Origin of the sequence: Variovorax sp. LjRoot84 (assembly GCF_964254305.1) — a bacterium.
Lineage (GTDB): Bacteria > Pseudomonadota > Gammaproteobacteria > Burkholderiales > Burkholderiaceae_C > Variovorax.
The window spans coordinates 488,334-506,644 of the sequence record NZ_CAXUTE020000002.1 but is presented as its reverse complement, the minus strand read 5'-3'; the positions used below and the strand labels follow the sequence as shown (position 1 = coordinate 506,644).

Sequence of the window (18,311 nt, the reverse complement as noted above, 5' to 3'; positions counted from 1 at the left end):
CTCTCAGGCGAGCGGCTGGTCGGCCTTGGAGGCCGGCGCCCGCGCGTGCAGGTCGTCGCGCGCGATCCTCGGCGCGACATGGCGCCGCCAGAGCCGCTGGACCCCGACGAAGACGCCCGCCATCACGACGGCCAGCAAGAGCCCGGCCACGATGTCGGCCGGGAAATGAACCCCGACGTAGACACGTGCCCAGCCGGTGATCGCGGCCACGGCCGCCATGCCGATGCCCAGGTCACGAAGCCGGGGACGCAGCAGAAACATCAGGGCGACCGTGAACATCACCGCGGCGTGCGCACTCGGCAGCGACCCGCGTGCGCCATGGGGGAAGTAGGCCGGGCTCAATCCCAGCATGAAAGGACGCGGCAGATTCAGCGACGCAGCGATGGCGTGCGCGATCACCGCGGTGGCCGCCGCAAAGGCCAGCGTCGCCATCACGTAGCCGCGTTCCGACGGCCGCCGCCAGGCGGCCCATCCCATGAGGGCCATGCCGGCCCAGGCCCCGCCGAGCGCGATCGCCGACGCCAGGGGCAGGAGCCACGAACTGGGCTCGTAGCCTGCAGCCATCCATTGAAACAGAGCGAAATTCAGCGCCTTCATACGAGCTCCCGCAATCGGCGAAACAAGAAGCGGCTGTGCGACGACGCACAGCCGAACGCACGGCGCCGCGCGGCGTCGCTCTCAGCTCGCAAGGGGAGGCGCAGTCTCCGGCGGCCTTCTCAGCCAGAGCGTGGTGGGCGGGGGCGCACCGCTGACGTTGGGCACCGGTTCGGGAACGAGGCGCTGGGCCGGTTCGACGACCAGGACCGCGGCCACCGTCAAGGGCAACAGGAGGAGCAGCCGCGCTCTCAGGTTGTTGATGCCGTGCTGCAGCGCATCCGGCAGATCGATGTTCGCCGCCGAGGACACGAACAGCGTGGTCTCCCGGTCGGTCGGATGGTCTGGGCGGTTGTCCGGTTCGAATTGCGTCGACGCGCTCGCGCTGCGGATGCGGAATCCGGGCTCGTCCTCCCACCCGTCGTGGCGAAAGTGAACGGCGATGAAGGGCTGGATGGCAGCGAGCAGCACAGCGAGAAAACACCACTCCACGCTGCGTGTCGCAACGAAATGACGAGAGCGCGTGATCGGCATGGCGCCACTCTAGGGGGCGCTTGTGAAAGCAAGCTGAACGCTATCTTCAGCTTTGTGTTCCCGCACCGCAGACCTGATGCGCGCGGGTGTTATTGAGAGCAAGCTCGCTGAGCTTGGGCGCGATGCGCAACGTGCTGAGCGCACTGGTAAGTTGTAGGTACGCTCCCCTTGTTCGCGTGAGCCTTTTCCGCGTTGTGGGCTGCTGCCACGTCGAGCGTGCGGAATGGCCAGCGCGCCGACCGCTTCATGCCCAAGGAGATGCTGATCAATGAACGACGCCATCGCATCTGAGGACATCACGACGCGATGCGGTCGCGATTCCGGTCGACTTCGCGCCGTGAGGTCTACCCGCCGGGCGTTTCGCGCCTCTCCCCCGGTGAATGATTTCGCGCCGACTGGTGAGCAGGGGAGCAAGTTGCTGAGGCCTACGCACCGAGCAGCCGGCGCGCAAGCACCGACTGCATGTCCCTCCGACCATCTGTCAGGTAGATGACGACCTGACCGCCGGTGACGCGGTAGATCACGCGGTAGGGCTTGAAAGAGGCTTGGCGGTACTCTTTGATGCCCAGCGCGATCAGTTCCTTAGGATAGCTGCCACGTTGTGGCAATCGCGACAAGCTCTCCACAACCTTCATCAACTGGTCCAACACGTAGTTTGCGTTGGCAACGCAATCGAACTCTGCGATGTAGTCGTATATCGATTCCAAGTCCTGCTCGGCGCCCTTGGTGAGCAGGACTTCGAACTTCGACGGCGCACCTGCCATCAGTCGGGGGCACGCTTAGCACGTAGACGGGCAACGACATCAACCACAGGCTTCAGCTTGCCGGCCGCCACTTCCTGATTGCCCAAGGCGAGGACTTTCAGCAACGCTAGCGTCTCTTGGGTCTCCTCAAACGAGGCCACGTCCTGCAGGACAGCCTTGGCTTCACCATTCTGGGTGATGACCAGCGGCTCACGTTGCTCGGCGAGATGTGTCAAAACCTCGGCAGCGTTGGCCTTGAGGTAGCTTATTGGTTTCACTTGAGATGAGTACCGCATGTCCTTACCTTGATCGGATAGGACCAAATATAGTCTTTATATGGACTCAAGGAAAGGTGCACGGATCGACCTCGCCACTGCCGCCCTGGGACCGAGGATCAGAGATGGCGGGCCACAAGCACTTCACGTTGGGCATCAGCGCGCCGCATGGCCTGATCGCGGGATGGCTATCGAACGTGATCGCCGAATTCATCAAGCGCTACCCCGACGTATACGTCAGCCTTTCATTCACCAACAATGCCGTCGATCTGATCGCGGAAGGTATCGATATCCACCTGACCGGCGGACGCATCGATGACATGAACCTCATCGTTCGGCGGCTGGCGCAGTTCGACATGGTGGTCTGCGCCTCGCCCCGCCTACTGGGCCAAGCGCGGCATTCCGCAGACGCCGAAAGACCTGAGCCGGTACGAGGTGCTGAGCTTCGCGGCCATGCCCACCACGCACCTGCCCCTTCGAGACCACGGGTCGGCAGTATGAGGTGGCGGTGCACAGCCGCATGGAAGCCAACGATCCGATCGCGCTGATCGAGCTGGCGCTGCGCGGTGCTGGCGTGGCCTACGTGCCGGAGCCGCTGGCGCAGTCGCATCTGGAGCGCGGCGCGCTGGTACCGGTGCCGCACGAGCACATGCGCAGCGACCACTGGGTCTACGCGGCCTATTCGCAGCCCCGCCACAATAGCGCCGCGATGCGCGCGATGCTCGATTTCCTCGAACAGTCGACGGGTTCGGCCGACGGCCTGCCGCAGTAAACCCGCTCGGTTGCTTCAACGCCTGCAACAGCGTTTGTCGGAGACCTCCCCGAGCCGCTCGGCGCCCGTTCATCCGCAGAAACGCGTTGTCAGAGACCCGGGTTCCCGGGTGTCTTCGCCTGCGGCGACGCAGCGCACACGCTCGGCGACGTGGCCGTCGGAGACGGCGCAGCGACGTGCGGCTCTGCACACAGGTCACTGGTTCCCGGGCTCTCAGCACCTTCGCGAGACGCCCCTCATCCCGCGCTGCGCTGCATCTCCCGCGCAGTCTCCCCCACAACGCCCCTCAACGACTGCACCACCGGATGCCCCTCCAGCTCCTTCAGCGTGAAGAAGCTCACCGGCGGCAAGTTCCAGCTCAACCGATAGGGCAGCGCCGCCAAGTGTCCCGCGCGCTCCATCTCGGCCACGACGTCCCGGGCCAGGATGGCGATCGCGTTCGGCTCCGTCCTCAGCACCATCTCCATGCTGCGGATCGACGTCGTCTCCAGCATCGGCACCGGAGGCTGCACGCCGGCGCCCACGAAGATCGCGTTGTAGGTTCTGCGCATGGGCGTGTTCGGCGGCGGCAGGATCCAGTCGAGTTGCGCCAACCGCGCCCAGTCTAACGGCCCGCGCGACAGCCGCTTGACGCTCTTCGCGGCCACCACCAGGCAGGGCTCCTGCTGGTAGATCGCCTCCTGCACCAATCCCGTCGCATCCCCGTCGTACGAGCGGCCGATCGCGCAGTCGAGCTCGCGCGCGACGAGGCCGGCGACGAGTTCGTCCGTCGTGCCCTCGCGCGTCATCACCGCCATGCGTGGGGTGCGATCCAGTAAATGGGTGAGCGCGGCGGACAGCAACTGTTGCGGCACCTGCTGCGTCAGGCCCAGACGCAGGCGGCCGCTGCGGCCTGCCTCCAGTGACGTGAGCACGCGCGTGGTGGCCTCCAGTTCCGCGAGCCAGCGCTGCGCGTAATGCAGCACGGCCTCTCCGGACGGCGTGGGCAGCAGACCCCGGCTGGTGCGTTCGAAGAGCCTGCTGCCGAAAATGTCTTCCACCTCGCGCAGCGCCTTGGTGATCGCCGGCTGGCTCAGTCGCATCTCGGCGGCCACGCGGCCGAGCGTGCGATGGCGGTTGATGGCCTGCAGCAGCGAAAGCTGCCGCAGCTTCAGGCGCGAGAGCAGCGCGTGCTGCAAGTCGGCGGCAGGGTCGCGGGCGGTCAGCAAGGCCATAACTCCAGGGTTATCGGGTCATCAGAATTTAATGCACTTTGGTGAATTTGGGCGCCTAGACTTTCTCCATGCCCGCAGCCACCGCATCGACGCTCACGGCCCTCACGGCCAACCTCCTGGACGTGCTCGCCGAGGCGCGCAGTACCGACGCCGCCCTGCGCCAGGTGGACCTTTGCCGACGCCTGATTGCCGGCGACAGCGTGTTCAGCATCCAGCAGAACGTGACGACCGCGCGCGACCCGGTTGACGAGATCCGGCTGCGCCGCTTCTATTCGTCCGAGGCGCAGCGCTACCCGGTGAACGGCGCCAAGCGCAAGACGCTCACGCCGTGGACCGAGTGCCTCTTCCTGCAGGGCCGCGTGTTCGTCGGCGAGGGCGAGGAGGCGCTGGCACGCCATTTCGACGACTTCGAGCAGATGCGCCCCCATGGCCTGCAAAGCGTGATCAACGTGCCGCTGCTCCAGGGCAACCTCTGCTACGCCACGTTCAACGTCTTCGGCACCCGCCCGCAGTGGCTGCCGCAGGAAGTCCTGGGTATCCGCCTGCTGGCCCTGGCCGCGGCGCGCTGGGTGCCGACCGCGCCCGGCCTGGCGTACCGCTTCAATGGCGTGTCCCTCACCGCTCCCATGGAGGCTTGACCATGCAAAGCAAAGTCCCTGTCGTGATCGTCGGCGGCGGCCCGGTGGGCCTGTCGATGGCGATCCTGCTGCAGCGCTTCCGCATCGATTTCGTGCTGCTCGAACGCAGCCCGACAACAACGGACCATCCCAAGGCGCGCGGTACCTACACGCGCACGATGGAGATCTTCCGCCAGTGGGGCATCGACGGCCTGATGAAGCGCCATGCGCTGCCGGACGGCGCCGACTTCTTCGCCTTCTGCGAATCCATGACCGGCCACGAATGGGGCCGTACCAACCCCGAGCCGAACGTGGGCCACTCGCCGTGCTGGAAGATCATCCAGTCGCAGGACACGGTGGAGATGGAACTGCTGGACCACGCGCGCAAGAGCGAGGTCGGCCGCTTCCTGTTCGGCCACGAGTTCCTGCACTACGACGAAGGCGCCAGCGGCATCGCGGTGACCGGCCGCAAACTCGACACCGGCGAGACCACTACCTGGCAGGCCCAGTACCTGATCGCCGCGGACGGGGCCGCGAGTTCGGTGCGCAGGCAGGCCGACATCGAGATGCGCGGGCCGGCCACGCTGGCCGTGATGGCCAACGAGTTCTGGCAGGCCGATCTCTCGCACGTTCGCGACGCCGCCACCTGCGCCGGCTGGCGCGTGTACGCGAAGGACTCGCCATACCCAATCACGACCGTGCTCAACACCAACGGCAAGGACCGGTGGCTGAGCCTCCTGCCGGTCGGGCGCGAGGTGGACGAGCGCATCGGCGAGCGCACCGACGACGAAGTGGTGCGGCTCGCCCGCACCGTCGCAGGTGCCCCCAACCTGGACGTGAAGGTGATCAACCGCTCGGTGTGGCGCATGAGCCGCCAGGTGGCCGCGAGCTTCCGCAAGGGCCGCGTCCTGCTGGTGGGCGACTCGGCTCATCGCTTCCCGCCGAACGGCGGCTATGGCATGAACTCGGGCATCCAGGACGCGCACAACCTCGCGTGGAAGCTGGCCTTCGTGCTCACGGGGCGCGCCGGCGCGCGGCTGCTGGACAGCTACGAGCGCGAACGCCGCCCCGTCGCCGAGTCGAACGCCGACTTCAGCCTGCACAACGCGACGCGCTTCATCCAGTGCGACGAGGCGCTGCGTTCCGGCAACCCGGACCGTATCGACTTCTGGATCCGCGACAGCGACAACCACATCCACAGCATCGGGCAATCGCTTGGCTTCTGCTACGAGGACGGGGCGGTCATCCCCGACGGCACGGGCAGGCACGTGATGCGGGCACGCTGGTACGAGCCCGGCGACCGACCGGGCGTGCGCTTTCCGCACCTGTGGCTGGACCTGGCACGGCGCCACACCACGCTCGATTGGTTCGACCGGGAGTTCGTGCTGGTCGCGGGGCCGAAGGCCGATGGATGGATGGAGGCGGCGCATGCCGTTTCGGGCAAGAACGGGCGCGTGGTGCAGGCACATCAGCTGGAGGACTCTCACGAGAAGGACGGACTGCTGCTCGGCCTGCGCGGCGCGGTGCTCGTGCGGCCGGACGGGCACGTGGCATTCCGCATGCCATGGACGCCGTCGGATCCGGCCGCCGAGCTCTCCGCCGTTCTCGCCAGGCTGCTGGATTGATGCCATGCCTGTCACCGCTCTTCACCACTACACGATCCGCTGTACCCCGGACGAGTTGCCGCCGCTGGTCGATTTCTACACGCGCGTGATGCGTCTGCAGCTCGGGGCGCGGCCGGAGATCCCCGCGCCCGGTGCATGGCTCTATGCGGAGGGTCAGCCGATCGTGCACCTGTATGCGCATCTCTCGAAGCCGGACGCGCCGATGCAGCCGGTCACCGGCCACGTGGACCACATTTCGTTCCGATCGCGCGGGCTGAAGGAGACGCGCGAACACCTCGGTGCGCTGGGCGTGCCGTTCACCGAGGCGCCGATTCCCGGGTGGGCCATCCACCAGCTGTTCCTCCACGACCCGCGCGGGCTGAAGATCGAGATGACGTTCTGGATGGACCAGGAAGAGGGAGGTGCGGCATGACGGACTTCGTGCAAGCCGGCGAGCTGCGCGTCGCCTTCGATCGCGAGGGCCAGGGCCCGGCACTGGTGCTGATGCACGGCGCGGAGGCCTCGCGCCAGATGTTCGCCGCGCTGGTGCCGCACCTGACGAAGCACTTCACCGTGATCTCGTACGACCAGCGAGACTGCGGCGACACGCAGGGACCCGAGCGCGCGGCGACGTTGACGGACCTGGCGAACGACGCGCACCAGTTCATCAGGGCGCAGGGGTTCAAGCGAACGCATGTGTTCGGGTCGTCGTTCGGCGGAAGGGTGGCGCAGGCCTTGGCGCTGCTGTATCCGCGGTCGATCGATCGACTCGTGCTGGCCAGCACCTGGCCACTGCCGCGGCCGTACGAGGAGCTGTGCCCGGACGCGCGCCGCTTGGCCGAGTTGCGGCACGGCCTGCCTGGGACGGCGCAGGAGCTGGCGACGTGGTTCTTTCCGGAAGACTTCCTGCGCCAGCGCTCGGAGCTGCGGCGCGTGTTCGCGAATGCCCGGCCGGAATCGGCGCGGTCGGCACGGCGGGCCGCGACCGTGGCGACGACGCTGGAGAACGGGGTGGCGGACATCGTGGCGCCGACGCTGGTGCTGGCCGGCGAGCTGGACCGCGTGGTGCCGCCGACGGTGACGCTGGCGATGGCGGGGCGCATCCGCGGGGCCGATGCCGTGCTGCTGCCGGCCATCGGGCATGTGGCGGCGATGCAGGCACCGGAAGTTCTCGCCCACCACATCGTTCGCTTCCTGAATCCTGCAGGAGTCAAAGCATGAACACGACCTTCCCACAGGCTGCGCCCGCGAAATCCGCGGGAGCAAGAGCCGACTACATCCGCATCGAAGGGCTGTCCAAGACCTTCGGCGGCGGCGCTGACGGCGTGCTCGCGCTCCAGCAGATCGACTGCAGCATCCAGCAGGGCAGCTTCGTCACCATCGTCGGCCCCAGCGGCTGCGGCAAGAGCACGCTGCTGCGCATCCTGGCAGGGCTGCTCGACTACGAAGTCGGCCGCGTGGCGCTCGACGGCCAGCCGATCCATGGCACCCGGCGCGACGTGGGCGTCGTGTTCCAGAGCTCCATCCTGCTGCCCTGGCGAAGCGTGCTCGAGAACGTGATGCTGCCGGCCGAGGTGCTCGGGCTGGACAAGAAGCAGGCGCGCGAGCGCGCCATGCAGCTGCTGCACATGGTCCGCCTCGAAGGCTTCGAGCACAAGCTGCCGCGCCAGCTAAGCGGCGGCATGCAGCAGCGCGCCTCGATCGCGCGGGCGCTGCTGCACGACCCCAAGATCCTGCTGATGGACGAGCCGTTCGGCGCCTTGGACGCGATGACGCGCGAGCGCATGAACCTCGAGCTGCAACGCATTTGGATGGAAAGCGGCAAGACAGTGGTGCTGATCACGCACTCCATCCCCGAGGCCGTGTTCCTCGGCGACAAGGTGTTCGTGATGTCGCCTCGCCCGGGCACGCTGGAGCGCGTGCTGCCCATCGACCTGCCGCGGCCGCGAACGATGGAAGCGATGTCGCACCCGGCGTTCGCGTCCGCGGCCGCTTCGATCCGCGAGCGCTTCTCGCATGCCGCTTCGTTCGACTGAAAAGGTGCTTGCCATGACGACCGCCATGTTGACCTCCAGTTCCGCCGCGCAGCCCGACGACACCAACGCCAGACCGATGAAGGCGCAGCGCCACCGCCGCGCCAACCCGCTGGCGTCCACCCGCGTGCAATCCATCCTGCTGCTGATCACGCTGCTCGGTTCGTGGGAAGCGGCCGTGCGGCTGTTCAAGGTGCCCAGGCACCTGGTCCCGCCGGTCAGCGACATCGCGGTCGCGCTCTGGCGCGGCCTCGCCACCGGGCCGATGGCGAAGGACGGCTTCTGGTACCACGGCGGCGTCACCCTCTCCGAGATCCTGCTGGGCTTCTTCATCGGCGGCGGCGTCGGCCTGGCGATCGGCATCCTGGTCTCGCAGATGCCGAAGCTGGAGGCGCTGCTGGAACCCTATGTGGCCGCGCTGCAGAGCGTGCCCAAGGTGGCGGTGGCCCCGATCATCGTGGTCTGGCTCGGCTTCGGGATCAGCTCCAAGGTGATGATCATCTGCCTGCTCACCTTCTTCCCCGTGCTGGTGACCAGCATCGCGGGCTTCAAGGCGGTGGACCCGGACCGCATCGACCTGCTGCGCTCGTTGTCCGCCACGCGCTGGCAAATCTTTCGCAAGGCCAAGTTCCCGAGCGCCCTGCCCTACATCTTCGCCGGCTTGAACATGGCCGCCGCTTTCAGCGTGGTGGGCGCCGTGGTGGGGGAGTTCGTCGGCGCCCAGGCAGGCCTGGGCGTGCTGATCCTGCAGATGGAGGCGCAGGCCGACACCGGCGGCAGCTTCGCGGTGTGCGTCGTGCTCTCCGTGATCGGCATCCTGCTGACCGGACTGCTGCGCCGCGTGCAGCGGCGCGTGCTGCACTGGATGCCCGCCGACACCTCGCAACGCACCGTGAACGTCTGAATCCGCCCTTGTGCGGCGGGCGCTTCCAGCCGCACGACTGCTTTCTTCCAACGCGGCCGGCGCGGTGCCGGCAAGGAGTGGACCATGTTGACGCGACGTGATTTCGGGCTGGGCCTGGGTGCCCTCGGACTCGCCGGCGGGCTGCCGGCCCTGGCGCAGAAGCTGCGCGTGATGAAGGTGGCGAACACCGCGGCGGTCAACGACCCGCAGCAGTGCTTCGTGACCTCGGGCCAGCACCCGAAGCTGAACTTCTACAAGCCCAACGGCGTGGACGTGGAGTACGTCAACATGTCGAGCATGACGCAGGCGCTGCAAAGCCTGCGCGCCGGCCACGTGGATTTCGGGCCTGCGGTGCCCGGCATCCTGCTGCCGGCGATGGCGAAGGACTCTTCGTTGGACCTGGTGAGCGTGTACAAATGGTTGCCGCGCAATGCCAACGTGATCGTGGTGAAGCCGGGCAGCCCGATCAAGTCGGCGGCTGACCTGGCGGGCAAGCGTATCGGCGTGCGCAGCCAGGGCGACAGCGGGATCGTCGTCACCAAGACCATGCTCGCCGAGCTGGGGCTGAAGGACGACAAGTGCGAATACATCGCCATCGGCGACGGCGCGCCCGCCGGCGCGGCGATCGACAACGATCGCGTCGATGCGATGGTGAGCTTCGACACCGCGGCAGCGCGCATCGAGCTGGTGGGCACCAAGCTGCGCTATGTGCCGATCACGCCGAAATTCGCCCAGGTGGGCTCCGGCTGGATCTGCGTGCCGCGCAAGCTGCTGCAGGAGGAGCGCAAGGGGCTGGTGGCGCTGTTCCGCGGCATCGCCAAGTCCACGGTCTTTGCGCACCATAATCTCGACGCCGGCATCGACCTGCATTGGGCCGTGTACCCCGAGAGCCGCCCCAAGGGCCGCAGCGAGGAAGAGGCGCGCAAGGAGCTGGCGTTCATTTTGAAGGACCGCAAGAACAGCTGGATGCGTCGCCCGGACGACCCGGACCAGCGCATCGGCGCGTCGTCGCTGGCCGAGTGGAAGGCCAATATCGAGATGGCCGCCGAGAGCAGCAAGAACCCCAAGCTGGCCGAGGAACTGGGCGATCCCAACCGCTTGTTCACCAACGAACTGATCGACGAGATCAATGCGTTCGACAAACAGGCGGTGGTGGAGATGGCGAAGGCCTTCAAGTCGTAGGCCGACACCACGCCGCTGCGTCATGCACTTCGACTTCCACAATCCCTACCCCAGCACGCGCCTGCCCGTCTTCGCGCGCAACGTTGTCTCGACCTCGCACCCGCTCGCCGCGCAGGCGGGCTGCGGATGCTGTGGAAGGGTGGCAACGCAATGACTTCGAACGCCAAGAGAAACGGAAGAGCAAGAAGAGGATCAGGGCATATAGCTGCCCTACCAGGATGGCCGTCATCGCCACGACCGGTCCGGACAGAAGGATCAAGACCCAATACTGTTCGTTTATGGCATAAAGCTCCGGAATCGACGCGGTATGTGGGAATCGGCTGGTTTGGGTCGGGGTCCAGGCGGGCCGATGATCTCGGGCGTGCAATCCATGGGCACGCGCGTCGGCGCGTGGTGGTCGAATGATGCGTAGGGCGAGTGGCGCCGCTTGAGCATCCGCGGCGAGCGCTTATTCAGCGTTCGCGTGGCGCGGATCCGGGCGCAAGCTTCGAGCAGTTCATCGAACCATCGTCGTCGACGCCTCGGGCGCGCTGGGGGGAAAGGCCCCGGAGCGGGGCTGTGCGCGGCGTAGCAGCTGCACATGCCCTGTGAAGGACAGCTCGGCGTGCGGTATTCGGTGCCGCGTTGCGCCCTGATGCAACAGCCAGCGCACCGAGTAGTGCGCCAGCACCCAGCCATAGAACTCCTGGCGTACGAGCTCCGCGGTCTTGCTGCGCAGCACGCGCCGGCTCTGCCGCAGGTGCGTCTTGAGCTCGTCGAACACGCCCTCGATTTCCCAGCGCTGGTGGTACAGCGCTGCCAGTTCCAGCGCCGGGGCGATCTGCGGGTCCAGCAACGTGGTCAGCAGTCGGTAGCGCGGTTGTGCATCGGTCAGTCCCGGCAAGGCGTATTCGATGACACGCACCACGATGGCTTGGCTCATCGCCTCGCTGCGGCTCACACCGGTGGGATGGATGGCACTGAGGTACGAACCGTCGTCGAGCATGCGATGCACGGGCAACTGGCGGTTGCCCACGCAGCGCCAGAGCAACTGCGCCCCGGTGGCTTGCGCCTGCTGCCAGTGCTCGAAGCCATTGAACCCCCGGTCCGCCATGCACAGCATGCCCGGCTCGAGCCGGGGCAAGAGCGGCTGGAACAGCTCCCATTCGCCGCTGCGGTAGGGCCCCAGGTTGGCGCCCAGGATCGCGTGCGTGGCGCACTCCACCAGGACCATGCATCGTGCCTGCGGGTAGCCAGCGTGGCCGATGCGGCTGCCCGGGTAGCCGAACTGCGCCGCGTTCTCCGCCTCGTCAGGCAGCTCGAAGGTGCTGCCGTCAATGGCCACCAGCCTCAGGCCGGCATAGAAGGCGCGGGGGTGCGCCTGGGCGTCGGCCATGGGCACACAGCAGCGCTCGACCAATTCACGCATCGGCGCCGCGCCGATCTTGCTGCGCAAGCCGCTGATCGAGGACTTGGTCACCCGGGGTGGCTCGGCAGCGCCGGCGGCCCACGCCAGGCCCTGCGACACGGCGGCGAACACTTCCTCATAGGCGGCCTCGGGGTACAGGCTCAGGGCCATGCAGTAGTACGCCCCTGCCACCGCCGGAAAGCTGCGCATGCGCTGAGAGTTGCAGCCGTGGGCGTCGAGCACGGCGTTGACGACCTCGGCCGGCACCACCCGCGCCAGCAGGCTGGCGCTCAGAAAGTCAGCCAGCCTCGCCCCGCTGCCCAGGACCGCCTTGGTTCGCGCCATGCTCGACTCCGTCGTTGCGACGGCAGTCATTTTACATCAGATTTCTCTATCCGAACAGTATTGGATCAAGACCACCTTTCCAACGAGCACGAGCTTCCTCAGGCAAGCCAGTTTGAGCGGACCACTATCCAGATGGGAATAGCGCGCGGCCAGACTCCAACGTAGGACGGCTCATCACACGGGCAAACCCTCAATACCCAATATTGGCGTGACATCCCTTCGCCGTCGCAATTCATGCGGAGAAGATCCACCACCCATTCAGCTAAACCAACGCTGATTCAGCCTACGGTTCCGCGGCTCCAGCGTCACCCCGCATGATCCCGGCCATCCACTCCCCAATGAACGCCCTCCCTTCTTCCTCAAGCATGACGATCGCTGCGGCCTGGTCGTGCTGCTGGCCCGCCAAGGCGATGCGGCACTGATGGGTTTGGCCTTGGTACAGGTCCGCATGGCCAGCGACGAAGCCGTCCGCCTCAAGCTTGGTCAAATAAACTCGGACAGACCATCCCTCGTGATCGAAGCGCTTCACTTCGAACTCACCATCGGCGTCCACAGCAGCTCCCGGGGATTGCGATCGCCGCCGACCGGCCGCGAATGGTCAGATTAAGCCCTTTGACCTACAACGCCGTCAACAGGGGTAGCGGGTTCAGCTCCAACGGCAGCCCCTTGGCTTCGTGGCATTCAGGTGCGGTCGTCCCGCCAAGGGTTGAAGCCGCGTCGATGTGTTCATCCCGGGCAGCCGCAGATCGTCGCCGGCGGCGCTCCTCTGCACCGTTAGGATCGACGCATGACCGACTCTCAAGATCTATTCGCCCGCTCGCCGTCTCTGCTTCGCATGCCGTCCTGGCTCGGCCCGGGGGTGCATGAGGAACGTGAACTCCCGCTTGAGCCTGGCGAGTACGAGATCACGCCCGGGGAACGCTGGACCGTCAGCGCTCTGAAAACTGGAGAGACGGTGTATTCGGGCATCGGGCCGGTCGAGGTCCTCCGCGCCGTTCCTCAGTCCCAATAGCCCAATGCGCCGCTGAGTGTGGGCGGCGTGCGACACATAAGAGCTTTGAGCTGCAATGTGCGAAATTGCGCAGCGCGTTCTGCTGCGCAGATCCCACAATTTCTGCTCATGAACAGTCCTCGCTTGCCCCTCTGGTATCGCCACGCCTGGTGGTTGCCGGGCACCGTCACTGCGCTGGCGGTCGTCCTGGTGGCCGCTCTGGTGGCCGCGACGCAGAGGCCAGCCGAACATGGCGTCATGCTGTTCGTAGCGATCTTGTGTGCGCTCCCGTGGTCCCTGGCTCTTCTTCTCCTTGATTTCGGGCAAGGATTCGCGGATCGCGCCGCAGTGATCGTTTCCTTGGGCCTGACTGCGAACACGGCGCTGATCTGGGGCTCAACCGCCCTCCTCCTCGCTCGTTTCCGTCATCGGCAGGGCCTCGAGCTCATCAAAGCCTAGCCCCATCGACAGGACGAGGTCGACGCCTCAAGCACCCAGCCCACGCGGCTTTCGGCCTCGTTGCCCTTCTCGCCGACGGGCACGGTTATGTCCGCTTCATGCCGGGCGCCTCTCGACCCAGTGCGTCTCATGCCCCAAAGAACATGTTTCCCGTTGGCGCGGCGTGATCGAGCTTGTCTCTGTTGTGCGGCGTCTGCGGCATCTAATTGGTCACGTTTCATCAGGAGATACCTTGTCGAACCAGCACGGCCTGATCTCGTACAACACGCGCAATGTCTTGTGCGACACGATGCTCCTCGGTGCAGAAGATGATGAAGAGGGGGAACGCCCGGTTACGAACTGGGGACAGTGACATCAGCCATCGTCTTACAAAAAGACGCACGTAAATATAAGAGAAGAGAGATGCGCTGCTCACCGCCTCGCTCGTGTTCGGCTTACCTGGACGCAGCGCCGACCATCCTGGTGCCGCCCGCCGCGTGACGCCAGTTCAACCCCATCCTTTTCGCAGAGAAAGATCTCCCACCATGTTCCGTACCCTGCTCAAGTCCAAGATCCACCGCGCCACCGTCACCGATTGCGAGCTTCACTACGAGGGCTCCTGCGCCATCGACGAAGACCTGCTGGAGGCCGCCAACCTGGCGGAGAACGAGCAGATCCATGTCTGGAACATCAACAACGGCGAGCGCTTCGTGACTTACGCGATCCGCGGCCAGCGCGGCAGCGGCATCATCTCGCTCAACGGCTCGGCCGCGCGCCGCGCCTCGCTGGGCGACCTGGTCATCATCGCCGCCTTCGGCCTGGTGCCCGAGGAGCAGGTGCGTGGCCACCGGCCCAAGCTGGTGTTCGTGGACGAAGCCAATTTCATCAAGGAAGAGCGCGCCCACATTCCGGTGCAGGCCGCCGACGGCGAAGCGTTCGCGGCCTGAGCGCGGATTCCGCGGCGTCCGGCCGCTCCCGCTTCCGCGACGCCATCCCCCTGCACGAGCTGTGTGGGCTAGAGGGCAAGGCTTCGAATACCGCGTTGCGGCTGGATACCGCTCGCCAATAGGGCTCAGGAGCCGGCAGCGGCGGTGTCGATGAACCTCAGCAGATCATGGAGCCCCGGCCCGAACTCCTGCGTGTCGACTCCCGCAAGGAGGACCAGATCACCAGGTGCCAGATCCATGTCGTCCCCACGAATCGTCCTCACAGGGAGCTTTCCATCCCGTGCGTCGGACTCCCCGGCACACAACACGACGATCGCGCATTCGTGGGGCGCGTTTCGGCCCATGGCCAGCGCGCCGCGGGCAGCGCAGCAACCAACATCGAACAAGCGGGCTCGACGCAAGGTGCGCTAGAACGCGTAGGCTTTCCAAGCGCGTAGCCACCGGGCTGCGCTTCGGATTCGTCGCTGCACCCGCGCAGTGGGTGCTGCCATAGAGCGAACGATCAGGGCTTCCATCTGGAACACCCCCGGCGTGATGACGGCGATCGCCTGCGGCTGGCTCGACGACGGTACGGTCACCCGGCTGGAGGCAGAGAAACGCCACGATGCGAGGATTCGGCAATCCATGGCCAGCGAAGTGCTTGCCAGGCTCCGATGCGTTCGCCATCCGGCTTCCCATTTTCTCTGGCTTCCGCTGGCAGAAGAGGTTCGAGCCGACCAGATAGCGATGGCGCTCATGCGCGAGCACGTAGCGGTGTCGACTGCCGAACCGTTTGCGACGTCTGTCCACGTGCCCCATGCGATCCGCTTGGCACTCGGGTCTGTAGCTCTGGACACTCTCCAGGAAGCGCTGGAAAAAGTGAAGCAGGTGATTGGCACCTACTCGTACTGAGGCCGCCAGTACATGCTGGTCAACATCAGCACTCGGAAGATGCCGATCCGTCAACACGCGTGCCGCACGAAGGTCTGCCAGCCCATCACGCCAGCTCTATCACGGGGGTGACCGTGACCGATACAGTGTCACAACGCAAGCGCCCCCGAGGCCCAGATTGTGCTGCAAGGCAATACGAGCGCGGGGCACTTGACGCTGTTCTGCGCTGCCTCGCAGCTGATGGGTCAGCTCGAAGCATTGCGCCAGGCCGGTCGCACCCAGCGGATGGCCTTTGGACAACAGGCCGCCGGACGGATTCGTCACGACCCGGCCCCCGTAGCTGTTGTCGCCCGCGGCGATGAATGCCGCGGCTCCGCCCTCGGCACACAGACCCAGCGCTTCGTAGCTGATCAACTCGTTCTGTGCGAAACAGTCGTGCAGCTCGACCACGTCGAGGTCTTCGGGGCCGATGCCGGCCTGCTCGTAGACACTGCGCGCCGCTGCTCGGCTCATGCCGTAGCCGACGAGGTTCATCATGTCGTGGCTCTCGAGCGAGTCGGGCCGGTCGGTCGTCATCGCCTGCGCGGCGATGAACACATCGGTGCGCAAGCCGTGCGACTTCGCGTACTTCTCCGAGACCAGCACCGCAGCCGCCGCGCCGCAGGTCGGCGGGCACGCCATCAGGCGCGTCAGCACGCCGGGCCACAGCATCGGTGCGTCCATCACATCGTCGACCGACAACTCCTTGCGCAGCAGCGCGAGCGGGTTGCGCGCCGCGTGGCGGCTGGCCTTCGCGCGCACTTGGGCGAAGGCCTCGAGCGGCGTGCCGTACTTCTGCATGTGGGCGAGCCCCGCGCCGCCGAAATAGCGCAGCGCGAGCGGCAGCTCGGGCATGCCGACCAGCGCCTCGGCCTCGCGGTCGAAGTCCTCGAACGGGCTGGGCCTGTCGTTGAACACGGTGCCAAGCGCACCCGGGCTCATCTGCTCGAAGCCGAGCGCCAGCACGCACTCGGCCGCACCGCTCTCTATCGCCTGGCGCGCGAGGAACAGAGCGGTCGAGCCGGTCGAGCAGTTGTTGTTGACGTTGAAGATCGGGATGCCGGTCATGCCCAGTGCGTAGACCGCCTTCTGGCCGCTGGTCGAGTCGCCGTAGACGTAGCCGACGTAGGCCTGCTGCAGCGCCTCGAAGACGATGCCGGCGTCGGCCAGCGCGAGCCGGCCCGCCTTCGCGGCCATCACGTCGTACGGATCGCTGCCTCCCGGCTTCGCGAACGGAATCATCCCGACACCCGCGACGAACGCCTTGCTCATCGAGCCGCCTCGGTCACGCGTTTCAGCATCTCGGTGCGGATGTCCTTCTTCAAAACCTTCCCGACCTTGGAGCGCGGCAGGTCGGGCCAGATGTCGACAAGCTTGGGCGCCTTGACGCTGCCGATGCGTGCCTTCACGAACGCGACGAGTTCGTCGGGCCGCACGCTGCGCCCGGCGTACAGCTGCACGACCGCGACGACCTTCTCGCCCCACTTGTCGTCAGGCAGGCCGATCACCGCGCTGTCCTGGACGTCAGGGTGCCGCATCAGCGCTTGCTCGACCTCGACCGAATAGACGTTGAAGCCGCCGGTGATGATCATGTCCTTCGCGCGGTCGACGATGTAGAGATAGCCATCGTCGTCAATGCGGCCGATGTCGCCGGTGTGGTGCCAGCCGAAGCGCCCGGCTTCGGCGGTCGCGGCCGCGTCCTTGTAGTAGCCCATCATCACCAGCGAGCTGCGGATCACGATCTCGCCGGTCTCGCCGCGCGGCAGCAGCGCTCCTTCGCTGTTCATCGTCGCCACCTGCACCAGCGGCCCGGGCCGGCCGGCGGACGCCAGGCGTTGCTTGGCCACCGAACCGTTGGCGTTGAAGTGCTCGCGCGGCGCCATCATCGAGATCATCATCGGCGCCTCGGTCTGGCCGAAGAGCTGCGCCATCACCGGGCCGATCTTCGTCAGCGCGTCCTCGAGTCGCGCGGGGGAAATCGGCGCAGCACCGTACCAGAAGCACTGCAGCGAATCGCGCTTCGTCTGCGCGAGCTGCGGATGTTCGAGCAGCATGTAGATCAGCGTCGGCGGCAGGAAGGTGTGGGTGATGCGGTGGCGCTCGATCAGCGCGAGAAACTCGCCGAGGTCAGGCTTGGGCATGATGATGACGCGCCCGCCGAGCGCCATCACCGGCAGGCAAAGCACGCCGGCCGCGTGCGTCAGCGGCGCGAGCGCCAGGTACGAGGGCCGGCCGTCGAACGGGTAGCCCATCAGCGTCAGCGCGCTCATGGTCTCGAGGTTGCGGCCCGACAGCATCACGCCTTTGGGTGCGCCGGTGGTGCCACCGGTTCCGGCGATCATCGCGAGGTCGTCGATGGGCGGGATGTCGATGGCCGCGTCGCTGACGCCTTCCAGCCATTGCGCCAGCGACGGCGCGAACGCGCAGGGCTGGTCGATGCAGACGAGCACGCGAAGCTTGGACAAGTCGACACGCATCTGCTCGACCATCGGCGCGTAGGCGCTGTGGAAGATCAGCGCCGCGCAATCGAAGGCATCGAGCACGAAACAGTTCTCGGCCGCCTCGTTGCGCGGGTTCACCGGGCACCACACGGCCGCCGCACGCGAGATGCCGAAGACGCAGGCGAAGGCGGTCGCGTCGTTGCTCGACAGCACCGCGACCTTGTCGCCGGCGGCAATGCCGGAGCGCTGCAGGCCGTGCGCAACGCGGTGGCTGATGCGCTGCACGTTGCGGTACGACAGATCCGCCGTGCCCATCGTCAGGCACGGCGAGTCCTCGCCCAGCATCGCCCCTTTGTCGAGGTAATCGATCAAACGCATTGC

The 18,311-nt window shown here is 66.3% G+C and carries 21 protein-coding genes and 1 pseudogene; 13 read left to right on the top strand and 9 right to left on the bottom strand.

What is annotated here, in order from left to right; genetic code table 11:
• Positions 1-3: 3 nt before the first annotated feature.
• The 4 genes from ACSQ9I_RS33115 to ACSQ9I_RS33100 all read right to left on the bottom strand — a co-directional run bounded on the left by ACSQ9I_RS33115 (position 4) and on the right by ACSQ9I_RS33100 (position 2,167).
• Positions 4-597: a phosphatase PAP2 family protein gene (locus ACSQ9I_RS33115; protein WP_436316252.1), complete on the bottom strand. Its 594-nt coding sequence runs from the start codon at positions 595-597 to the stop codon at positions 4-6.
• A gap of 81 nt (positions 598-678) precedes the next feature.
• The gene (locus ACSQ9I_RS33110) at positions 679-1,128 is read right to left on the bottom strand and encodes a hypothetical protein (RefSeq protein WP_436316251.1); all 450 of its coding nucleotides are present in this window, start codon (positions 1,126-1,128) and stop codon (positions 679-681) included.
• Positions 1,129-1,553: 425 nt separating this feature from the next.
• Positions 1,554-1,892 (bottom strand): type II toxin-antitoxin system RelE/ParE family toxin, encoded by a 339-nt coding sequence (locus tag ACSQ9I_RS33105; RefSeq protein WP_436316250.1) that lies wholly within the window; start codon positions 1,890-1,892, stop codon positions 1,554-1,556.
• Complete coding sequence (locus ACSQ9I_RS33100) at positions 1,892-2,167, bottom strand: type II toxin-antitoxin system Phd/YefM family antitoxin (protein WP_436316248.1); 276 nt, start codon at positions 2,165-2,167, stop codon at positions 1,892-1,894. The genes ACSQ9I_RS33105 and ACSQ9I_RS33100 overlap by 1 nt, the downstream gene beginning before the upstream one ends.
• A gap of 104 nt (positions 2,168-2,271) precedes the next feature.
• On the opposite strand from ACSQ9I_RS33100, the gene ACSQ9I_RS33095 reads away from it, so the two are divergent.
• Positions 2,272-2,694: a LysR substrate-binding domain-containing protein gene (locus ACSQ9I_RS33095; RefSeq protein ID WP_436316247.1), complete on the top strand. Its 423-nt coding sequence runs from the start codon at positions 2,272-2,274 to the stop codon at positions 2,692-2,694.
• On the top strand, positions 2,667-2,918 hold the full coding sequence (locus tag ACSQ9I_RS33090; protein WP_436316246.1) for a LysR substrate-binding domain-containing protein: 252 nt from the start codon (positions 2,667-2,669) through the stop codon (positions 2,916-2,918). Before ACSQ9I_RS33095 ends, ACSQ9I_RS33090 begins: the two co-directional genes overlap by 28 nt.
• A gap of 236 nt (positions 2,919-3,154) precedes the next feature.
• Here ACSQ9I_RS33090 and ACSQ9I_RS33085 read toward each other — a convergent pair whose 3' ends face one another.
• Positions 3,155-4,126 (bottom strand): LysR family transcriptional regulator, encoded by a 972-nt coding sequence (locus ACSQ9I_RS33085; RefSeq protein ID WP_436316245.1) that lies wholly within the window; start codon positions 4,124-4,126, stop codon positions 3,155-3,157.
• A 74-nt stretch (positions 4,127-4,200) separates the two neighbouring features.
• Between ACSQ9I_RS33085 and ACSQ9I_RS33080 the strand changes: the two genes are divergently transcribed.
• The 7 genes from ACSQ9I_RS33080 to ACSQ9I_RS33050 all read left to right on the top strand — a co-directional run bounded on the left by ACSQ9I_RS33080 (position 4,201) and on the right by ACSQ9I_RS33050 (position 10,472).
• The gene (locus ACSQ9I_RS33080; protein ID WP_436316244.1) at positions 4,201-4,770 is read left to right on the top strand and encodes a GAF domain-containing protein; all 570 of its coding nucleotides are present in this window, start codon (positions 4,201-4,203) and stop codon (positions 4,768-4,770) included.
• Between the two features lie 2 nt (positions 4,771-4,772).
• Positions 4,773-6,374, top strand: a complete 1,602-nt coding sequence (locus ACSQ9I_RS33075; protein ID WP_436316243.1) for an FAD-dependent monooxygenase — start codon at positions 4,773-4,775, stop codon at positions 6,372-6,374.
• 4 nt (positions 6,375-6,378) lie between these two features.
• Entirely contained in the window at positions 6,379-6,786 is a 408-nt protein-coding gene (locus ACSQ9I_RS33070) for a VOC family protein (protein WP_436295920.1), read from the top strand.
• Positions 6,783-7,574 (top strand): alpha/beta fold hydrolase, encoded by a 792-nt coding sequence (locus ACSQ9I_RS33065; RefSeq protein ID WP_436316242.1) that lies wholly within the window; start codon positions 6,783-6,785, stop codon positions 7,572-7,574. Before ACSQ9I_RS33070 ends, ACSQ9I_RS33065 begins: the two co-directional genes overlap by 4 nt.
• Positions 7,571-8,389 carry an ABC transporter ATP-binding protein gene (locus ACSQ9I_RS33060; RefSeq protein WP_436316241.1) on the top strand — a complete coding sequence of 273 codons (819 nt, stop codon included), beginning with the start codon at positions 7,571-7,573 and terminating at the stop codon, positions 8,387-8,389. The genes ACSQ9I_RS33065 and ACSQ9I_RS33060 overlap by 4 nt, the downstream gene beginning before the upstream one ends.
• Before the next feature lie 13 nt (positions 8,390-8,402).
• Entirely contained in the window at positions 8,403-9,290 is an 888-nt protein-coding gene (locus ACSQ9I_RS33055; RefSeq protein ID WP_436316240.1) for an ABC transporter permease, read from the top strand.
• A gap of 84 nt (positions 9,291-9,374) precedes the next feature.
• Positions 9,375-10,472, top strand: coding sequence for an ABC transporter substrate-binding protein (locus ACSQ9I_RS33050; protein WP_436316239.1), 1,098 nt, complete (start codon positions 9,375-9,377; stop codon positions 10,470-10,472).
• Positions 10,473-10,968: 496 nt separating this feature from the next.
• Here the strand turns inward: ACSQ9I_RS33050 and ACSQ9I_RS33045 are convergent, their stop codons facing one another.
• On the bottom strand, positions 10,969-12,204 hold the full coding sequence (locus tag ACSQ9I_RS33045) for an IS4 family transposase (RefSeq protein ID WP_436316238.1): 1,236 nt from the start codon (positions 12,202-12,204) through the stop codon (positions 10,969-10,971).
• 283 nt (positions 12,205-12,487) lie between these two features.
• Positions 12,488-12,757 (bottom strand): hypothetical protein, encoded by a 270-nt coding sequence (locus tag ACSQ9I_RS33040; RefSeq protein ID WP_436316237.1) that lies wholly within the window; start codon positions 12,755-12,757, stop codon positions 12,488-12,490.
• Between the two features lie 234 nt (positions 12,758-12,991).
• Between ACSQ9I_RS33040 and ACSQ9I_RS33035 the strand changes: the two genes are divergently transcribed.
• The 4 genes and pseudogenes from ACSQ9I_RS33035 to ACSQ9I_RS33020 form a co-directional block, all read left to right on the top strand.
• A complete protein-coding gene (locus ACSQ9I_RS33035; protein ID WP_436316236.1) occupies positions 12,992-13,216 on the top strand; it encodes a hypothetical protein in 225 nt (74 codons plus the stop codon).
• A gap of 108 nt (positions 13,217-13,324) precedes the next feature.
• Positions 13,325-13,654 (top strand): hypothetical protein, encoded by a 330-nt coding sequence (locus ACSQ9I_RS33030; RefSeq protein WP_436307150.1) that lies wholly within the window; start codon positions 13,325-13,327, stop codon positions 13,652-13,654.
• A gap of 524 nt (positions 13,655-14,178) precedes the next feature.
• Positions 14,179-14,580 carry an aspartate 1-decarboxylase gene (gene panD, locus ACSQ9I_RS33025; RefSeq protein WP_436296930.1) on the top strand — a complete coding sequence of 134 codons (402 nt, stop codon included), beginning with the start codon at positions 14,179-14,181 and terminating at the stop codon, positions 14,578-14,580.
• Positions 14,581-15,001: 421 nt separating this feature from the next.
• Positions 15,002-15,471: pseudogene (locus ACSQ9I_RS33020) on the top strand (aminotransferase class I/II-fold pyridoxal phosphate-dependent enzyme); the annotation flags it as partial.
• Between the two features lie 99 nt (positions 15,472-15,570).
• On the opposite strand, the gene ACSQ9I_RS33015 reads toward ACSQ9I_RS33020, so the two are convergent.
• Positions 15,571-16,761, bottom strand: coding sequence for a lipid-transfer protein (locus ACSQ9I_RS33015; protein WP_436307164.1), 1,191 nt, complete (start codon positions 16,759-16,761; stop codon positions 15,571-15,573).
• Positions 16,758-18,308, bottom strand: coding sequence for an AMP-binding protein (locus ACSQ9I_RS33010; protein WP_436316235.1), 1,551 nt, complete (start codon positions 18,306-18,308; stop codon positions 16,758-16,760). The genes ACSQ9I_RS33015 and ACSQ9I_RS33010 overlap by 4 nt, the downstream gene beginning before the upstream one ends.
• Positions 18,309-18,311: the final 3 nt, after the last annotated feature.

Coding starts and splice junctions, on each gene's coding strand:
- ACSQ9I_RS33050 (WP_436316239.1), top strand. CDS start 9,375: ATGTTGACGCGACGTGATTTCGGGCTGGGCCTGGGTGCCCTCGGACTC.
- ACSQ9I_RS33110 (WP_436316251.1), bottom strand. CDS start 1,128: ATGCCGATCACGCGCTCTCGTCATTTCGTTGCGACACGCAGCGTGGAG.
- ACSQ9I_RS33065 (WP_436316242.1), top strand. CDS start 6,783: ATGACGGACTTCGTGCAAGCCGGCGAGCTGCGCGTCGCCTTCGATCGC.
- ACSQ9I_RS33035 (WP_436316236.1), top strand. CDS start 12,992: ATGACCGACTCTCAAGATCTATTCGCCCGCTCGCCGTCTCTGCTTCGC.
- ACSQ9I_RS33075 (WP_436316243.1), top strand. CDS start 4,773: ATGCAAAGCAAAGTCCCTGTCGTGATCGTCGGCGGCGGCCCGGTGGGC.
- ACSQ9I_RS33055 (WP_436316240.1), top strand. CDS start 8,403: ATGACGACCGCCATGTTGACCTCCAGTTCCGCCGCGCAGCCCGACGAC.
- ACSQ9I_RS33090 (WP_436316246.1), top strand. CDS start 2,667: ATGGAAGCCAACGATCCGATCGCGCTGATCGAGCTGGCGCTGCGCGGT.
- ACSQ9I_RS33095 (WP_436316247.1), top strand. CDS start 2,272: ATGGCGGGCCACAAGCACTTCACGTTGGGCATCAGCGCGCCGCATGGC.
- ACSQ9I_RS33100 (WP_436316248.1), bottom strand. CDS start 2,167: ATGCGGTACTCATCTCAAGTGAAACCAATAAGCTACCTCAAGGCCAAC.
- ACSQ9I_RS33045 (WP_436316238.1), bottom strand. CDS start 12,204: ATGGCGCGAACCAAGGCGGTCCTGGGCAGCGGGGCGAGGCTGGCTGAC.
- ACSQ9I_RS33015 (WP_436307164.1), bottom strand. CDS start 16,761: ATGAGCAAGGCGTTCGTCGCGGGTGTCGGGATGATTCCGTTCGCGAAG.
- ACSQ9I_RS33030 (WP_436307150.1), top strand. CDS start 13,325: ATGAACAGTCCTCGCTTGCCCCTCTGGTATCGCCACGCCTGGTGGTTG.
- panD (WP_436296930.1), top strand. CDS start 14,179: ATGTTCCGTACCCTGCTCAAGTCCAAGATCCACCGCGCCACCGTCACC.
- ACSQ9I_RS33105 (WP_436316250.1), bottom strand. CDS start 1,892: ATGGCAGGTGCGCCGTCGAAGTTCGAAGTCCTGCTCACCAAGGGCGCC.
- ACSQ9I_RS33060 (WP_436316241.1), top strand. CDS start 7,571: ATGAACACGACCTTCCCACAGGCTGCGCCCGCGAAATCCGCGGGAGCA.
- ACSQ9I_RS33115 (WP_436316252.1), bottom strand. CDS start 597: ATGAAGGCGCTGAATTTCGCTCTGTTTCAATGGATGGCTGCAGGCTAC.
- ACSQ9I_RS33070 (WP_436295920.1), top strand. CDS start 6,379: ATGCCTGTCACCGCTCTTCACCACTACACGATCCGCTGTACCCCGGAC.
- ACSQ9I_RS33080 (WP_436316244.1), top strand. CDS start 4,201: ATGCCCGCAGCCACCGCATCGACGCTCACGGCCCTCACGGCCAACCTC.
- ACSQ9I_RS33010 (WP_436316235.1), bottom strand. CDS start 18,308: ATGCGTTTGATCGATTACCTCGACAAAGGGGCGATGCTGGGCGAGGAC.